The sequence below is a fragment of the Saccharomonospora iraqiensis subsp. paurometabolica YIM 90007 genome (assembly GCF_000231035.2).
GTDB lineage: Bacteria > Actinomycetota > Actinomycetes > Mycobacteriales > Pseudonocardiaceae > Saccharomonospora > Saccharomonospora paurometabolica.
Map to the genome: position 1 here is coordinate 148,605 of NZ_KI912196.1, position 5,799 is coordinate 154,403.

Sequence of the window (5,799 nt, forward strand, 5' to 3'; positions counted from 1 at the left end):
AGGCCGCGCTGCCGGGAGAACTCGACGAACAGCGTCGGGGTGGCCATCACGGTCACCCCGCCCGCGAGCGCCACGGAGCATTCGCCGGAGCGCAGCGCGTGCGCGGCCAGGTGCATGGCGACCAGCGACGACGAGCAGGCGGTGTCGATGGTGACCGCGGGCCCCTCCAGCCCGAGCGTGTAGGCGACGCGGCCGGACAGGACGCTGCCCGCGTTGCCGGTACCGAGGTGACCGCCGGTGTCCTCCCCGGAGCCGAGCAACAGCGACGGGTAGTCCTGGCCGTTGGTCCCCGCGAACACACCAACGTCCTGCCCTCGCAGCGACAGCGGATCGAGCCCGGCGCGCTCCAGCGCCTCCCACGACGTCTCCAGCAACAGGCGCTGCTGCGGGTCCATGGCCAGCGCCTCACGCGGCGAGACCCCGAAGAACGCCGCGTCGAAGTCTCCGGCACCGTCGATGAAGGCTCCCCGGCGGACGTAGGTGCCGCCGGGCCTGCCGGGGTCGGGATCGTACAGGGCGTCGATGTCCCAACCACGGTCGCCCGGAATGTCGGTGACCACGTCGCGGCCGGAGATCAGCACGTCCCACAGCTGCTCGGGAGTGCGTACACCGCCGGGAAAGCGGCAGCCCATGCCGACAACGGCGACCGGCTCCTGCCGCGCCTGTTCGGCCTCGTGCAGCCGCTGCTTCGTCTGCTTCAGGTCGGCGGTGACCCGCTTGAGGTAGCTGAGGAGCTTCTCCTGCTCGGTGTTCTGCGCTCCGGTCACGACAACCCCAGCTCCCGATCGATGAAGTCGAACATGTCCGCCGAGGTGGCCGAGTCGAAGTCCTCGGCTTCCCCGGCTCGCTCCGGTTCGGAGTCGCGCCACTGGGCCAGCAGCGCCTGCAGGCGCTGCGTGACCCGGGTGCGCGTGGTGGCGTCCACCTCGCCCGGGTCGGCGAGCGCGTCGGCCAAGCGGTCCACCTCGTCCAGCGGCGACGCCCCGGTCCGGTCTCCGAACAGCTCGCCCAGCAGGTACTCGGCGAGTGCCTGCGGCGAGGGGTGGTCGAAGACCAGCGCGGCCGGGAGGGTGAGCCCGGTCGCGGCGCGGAGCCGGTTGCGCAGCTCCACGGCGGTCACCGAATCGAAGCCCAGCTCCCGGAACGCCCGCCCCTCGTCGACCTCGGCGACGTCGGAGTGGCCGAGCACGGCCGCGGCCGCCGAACGGACCTGGTCGAGTACGGCGCGCTCCCGCTCCGCCTGGTTCATTCCGGCGAGCCGCGTCGGCAGGTCGTCCTCGACGGACTCCTCCGGCGCGGCGGCGCGCGACTGCGGCACCTCGGCGAGGAAGCGGCTGGGCCGGGTGGCGGTGAACGCGGTGCCGAACCGGTCCCAGTCGATGTCCGCGACGGCGGTGAAGACGTCGCCCGCGTCGATCGCCCGGTGCAGGGCCGCGAGCGCGAGCGCGGGGTCCATCTCCGGCACGCCGTGGCGGCGGGCCAGCTCACCCACCGGGCCGTCGGCCATACCTTCCCCGCCCCACGGGCCCCACGCGATGGAGGTCGCCGGCAGACCCAGGTCACGCCGGTGCGCGGCGAGAGCGTCGAGGACGGCGTTGCCGGGGGCGTAGTTGCCCTGCCCGGGTGTGCCGAAGGTCCCCGCGAACGAGGAGAACAACACGAACGCCGACAGAGGCACGTCGCGGGTCAGCTCGTGCAGGTGCAACGCGGTGTCGACCTTGGGGCGGCACACCCGCTCGACCCGGTCGACGTCGAGGGCGTCCAGGACGGCGTCGTCGAGGACCGCCGCGGTGTGCACGACGGTGTCCAGCGGCAGATCGTCCGGAACGGCGTCCACGACGGCGGCGAGCTGGTCGCGGTCACCCGCGTCGCAGGCCGCGAAGCTGACCCGAGCGCCGAGGCCGGTCAGGCGGTCTCGCAGTTCGGCAGCACCGGGGGCGTCCGCACCGCGCCGGGACACCAGCAGCAGGTGCGGAACACCGCGTTCCGCGAGCCACGCGGCGACCTCCGAGCCGAGCGCGCCGGTGCCGCCGGTGACGAGGGCGGTACCCCGCGGCACCCACCGGTCGGGCTCGCGGCTGGGCGGCGCCTGGGTGAGCCGCCTGCCGAACACCCCCGCGGCGCGGATGGCGACCTGGTCCTCACCGATGGACCCGGACAGGACCGCCACGAGCCGATCGCCCGCCCGGTCGTCGAGCTCGGCAGGCAGGTCGACGAGGCCGCCCCAGCGCTCGGGGTGCTCCAGTGCGGCGACGCGGCCCATGCCCCAGACCAGTGCCTGCAGCGGAGCGGTCACCGGGGTCTGGACGGCGACGGCGGAGCTGGTCGCGCACCACAGCGGCGCGGGCACATCCGTGTCTCCGAGGGCCTGCAGCAGCTGGAGATTCTGCACCGCACCACGCCGGGCCGACGTCTGCCCGGGGTAGCTGTCCTCGGCCAGGGCCAGCAGGGACAGCACGCCCACCGCGTCGGCAGGCAGTGCTTCCGCCAGCGCTGCCCGGTCCGCGGCGGCGGGAACGACGACCACCCGGACGTCGGCGCCGTGCCGGGCGAGGGCCTGCTGCGCGCCGTCGGCCAGCGGGTGGGCACCGAAACCCTCGGGGACGACAACGGCCCAGGCTCCGGTCAGGCCGGGCGCGGTGTCGGGTACCGGACGCCAGGCGACGCGGTAGCGCCATGAGTCGAGAGTGGAGCGAGCGCGGGCGTGCCGTCGCCACGCGGACAGCGCGGGCAGCACGTCGTGCAGCGGTGCGGCCGGGTCGAGGTTCAGGCTGCCCGCCAGGTCTTCAAGGTCTTCGCGCTCGACGGAGTCCCAGAAGCGGCTTTCGATGTCGTCCGCCGCGTGAGCCCCGTGATAGCCCTCGGGCGCGGTGAGCCAATAGTGCTTGCGCCGGAACGGGTAGGTGGGCAGGTGGATGCGGCGACCGTCGGGGATCACCGCGGCCCAGTCCGGCGTGACGCCGTGCACAACGGCCTCACCCAGGGAGAGCAGCATCCGTTCCAGGCCACCCTCGTCCCGCTTGAGCGAGCCGACCGCGACCACGTCGTCCGGCAGGGACATCGTCAGCACCGGATGCGGGGAACACTCCACGAACGTGCCGAACCCCTCCGCAGCCAACGCGGTGACAGCGTCGGAGAACCGGACAGTCGAACGGAGATTGTCGAACCAATACCCGGCATCCATCCCCGAGCCGTCCTCGACCCGCCCGGTCAACGTCGAATACACCGGCACAGTCCCGGCGCGCGACTGGATTGGAGCCAGCACCTCCGACAACTCATCCCGCAACTCGTCCACGTGGGCGGAGTGGGAGGCATAGTCCACCGGGACCCGCTTCGCCCGCACACCCTCGGCCGCACAGGAAGCGACCAACTCATCGAGAGCCTCCGGCTCACCCGAGACGACCACCGCAGTTCCGCCGTTGATCGCGGCAATCGACACCCGGTCACCGAACGGCGCGATCCGATCACGCACTCCGGCCTCATCCAACGCGACCGACACCATCCCGCCACGACCCGCCAGCCGGGTCAGCACCCGCGACCGCAACGCCACGACGCGGGCGCCGTCCTCCAGAGACAACGCACCCGCCACCACCGCAGCCGCGATCTCGCCCTGCGAATGCCCCACCACCGCAGCAGGCTCCACACCCCACGACCGCCAAAGCTCGGCCAACGACACCATCACAGCCCACAACACCGGCTGCACCACATCAACCCGACCCAACAAGTCGGCATCGTCCAACGCGGCGTCCACAGACCAGTCCACGAACGGCTCCAACGCCGCCGCACACTCCGACAACCGCCCCGCGAACACCGACGACTCCCCCGCCAGCTCCCGCGCCATCCCCACCCACTGCGAACCCTGACCCGGAAACACGAACACCACCCGGCCCGGCTCCCCTGCCGCGCCCTCCACCAGCGAGGGGTGTGACTCACCTGTCGCCAGGGCACGCAGTCCCGCGAGCAGCGCATCGCGGTCGCCGACCAGGACAGCGCGTTCGTCGAAGGCCGTGCGGGTGGTCGCCAGCGACCAGGCGGTGTCGGCCACCGGGGCACCGTTCACCGAGGCGAGCAGGCGGGCGGCCACCTCCCGCAGGGACGTGGCCGTGCGGGCGGACAGCACCCACGGCACCACCGACGCGGTGGGCTCGTCCTTCTCGGCAGCGGGTTCGGGCGCCTGTTCGAGGACGACGTGCGCGTTGGTGCCGCTGATACCGAAGGACGACACCGCGGCGCGCAGCACGCGGTCCTCGCCGCTGAGGTCGACGGGCTCGGTCAGCAGGCGGATGTCACCCTCGGCCCACTCGACACGGGTGGAGGGCTCGTCGACGTGCAGGGTCTGCGGAAGCAGACGGTGACGCAGTGCCAGGACCATCTTGATCACACCGGCGACGCCCGCGGCCGCCTGGGTGTGGCCGAGATTGGACTTGACCGAGCCCAAGAACAGCGGCCGGTCGCGATCCTGGCCGTAGGTCGCGAGCAGCGCCTGGGCCTCGATCGGGTCGCCGAGCGGCGTGCCGGTGCCGTGCGCCTCGACGGCATCCACCTCGGATGGTTCGACTCCGGCCGAGGCGAGCGCCGACCGGATGACGCGCCGCTGCGACGGCCCGTTGGGTGCGGTGAGCCCGTTGGACGCGCCGTCCTGGTTGACCGCCGAGCCACGCAGCACCGCGAGCACCGGATGCCCGAGCCGCTGCGCGTCGGAGAGCCGCTCCACGACGAGCATCCCCACACCCTCGGACCAACCGGTGCCGTCGGCGGAGTCGGCGAACGGCTTGCACCGCCCGTCCGGAGCGAGACCGCCCTGCCGGGAGAACTCGGTGAAGGCGCCGGGGACGGCCATCACGGTCGCGCCACCGGCCAGGGCCAGCGAGCACTCCCCTGACCGCAGCGCGGCGGCGGCGAGGTGCAGCGACACCAGCGACGACGAACACGCCGTGTCCACGGTGACCGCGGGGCCCTCCAGCCCGAGGGTGTAGGAGACGCGGCCGGAGGCGACACTGGTGGCGGTGCCGGTGAGCAGGTGCCCCTCGACCCCGTCGGGCAGTGCGGGCAGCCCCGCGCCGTAGTTGGCGGTGGCGGCACCGACGAACACGCCCGCGTCGGTGCCCCGCAGGGCGTGCGGGTCGAGCCCGGCGCGCTCCAGCGCCTCCCAGGACGCTTCGAGCAGGAGCCGCTGCTGCGGGTCCATCGCCAGCGCCTCACGCGGGGAGATCCCGAAGAACGCGGCATCGAACTCGCCCGCGCCGTGGATGAAGCCGCCCTCGCGGACATGGGTCGTACCGGGGCGTTGCAGTGTCGGGTCGTAGAGGGCCTCGATCTCCCAGCCCCGGTCGATCGGGAACGGTCCGATGCCGTCGCGGCCCTCGGCGAGCATCGCCCACAGCTGCTCGGGAGTGTCGGCCCCGCCGGGGAAACGGCAGGCCAGGCCGACGATGGCCAAGGGCTCGTCGGTGCGAGCGCGCGCCGGTGCGCCGGCGGTGGACTCGGCCTCCTCCAGCAGTTCGTCGCGCAGGTGCGTGGCGAGTGCCTGTGGCGTGGGGTGGTCGAAGATCAGGGTGGCGGACAGGCGTTGGCCGGTCTCGGCGGTGAGCCGGTTGCGGAGCTCCACGGCGGTGAGCGAGTCGAAGCCGAGGTCGTTGAACGCCTTGCGCGGGTCGACCGCGTCCGCGCTGCCGTGTCCGAGCACGCCGGCGACGTGGGTCCGCACGAGATCGAGCAGCGTGCGGTCGATCTCGTCGGCCGGGCGCCCGGCCAGTCGCTCGGCCAGACCCTGCGCTGCCGTGCCGCCCGCACCGCCCG

The 5,799-nt window shown here is 73.0% G+C and carries 2 protein-coding genes; both read right to left on the minus strand.

The features are described 5' to 3' along the window. On the minus strand, positions 1–767 hold a 767-nt coding region (locus SACPADRAFT_RS32025), incomplete at its 3' end, for a beta-ketoacyl synthase N-terminal-like domain-containing protein (protein WP_007026187.1). Further along, on the minus strand, positions 764–5,799 hold a 5,036-nt coding region (locus SACPADRAFT_RS25055), incomplete at its 5' end, for a type I polyketide synthase (protein ID WP_007026186.1). The genes SACPADRAFT_RS25055 and SACPADRAFT_RS32025, both read right to left, overlap by 4 nt.